Origin of the sequence: Rhizobium cauense, assembly GCF_019511525.1 — a bacterium.
In the GTDB taxonomy this organism is placed as follows: Bacteria; Pseudomonadota; Alphaproteobacteria; order Rhizobiales; family Rhizobiaceae; genus Rhizobium; species Rhizobium cauense.
Genome location: NZ_JAEUAT010000072.1, coordinates 1 through 440, shown reverse-complemented (window position 1 = coordinate 440; position 440 = coordinate 1). Strand labels below are relative to the sequence as shown.

Below are 440 nucleotides of genomic sequence, written 5' to 3'. Positions count from 1 at the left end.
GAAGCGAGTAATGTCATCAGGATTGTCCTTCTTACAGGCTATCGATTAACAATTTGCCTTTACGGAACATCATCAGACGCAGGAACACCACCATCAGCGCAGTTATGACTGCCCCCAGCGCGATCCCCGCCATGTAGACGCCGAGGTTAGTGACCAGCGGCCATGCCCAGATAGCGGACTCCGGGAACCATTGCACTGCGCCCAGCCAGACAGCGGCGGTTGAGCCGACAATCGCGCCGACCATATACGACGGAATGGCGGTGATAGGGCTTTCCAGTGCAAACGGAATCGCACCCTCACTGATCCCCATAAACGCCAGGAACATGGCGGTTTTACCCTGCGGATAAAGCTGGGCGTTGAACAAGCGTTTGCCGGTTAAACGACGGTCAATAATGGTCGCCAGACCCAGACCAATCGGCGGAATAACGATAGCGATAGAA

The 440-nt window shown here is 55.0% G+C and carries 1 pseudogene; it reads right to left on the bottom strand.

The window, feature by feature from the left end:
* Positions 1–31 precede the first annotated feature (31 nt).
* A pseudogene (locus tag JNB88_RS33180) lies at positions 32–440 on the bottom strand (hypothetical protein); the annotation flags it as partial.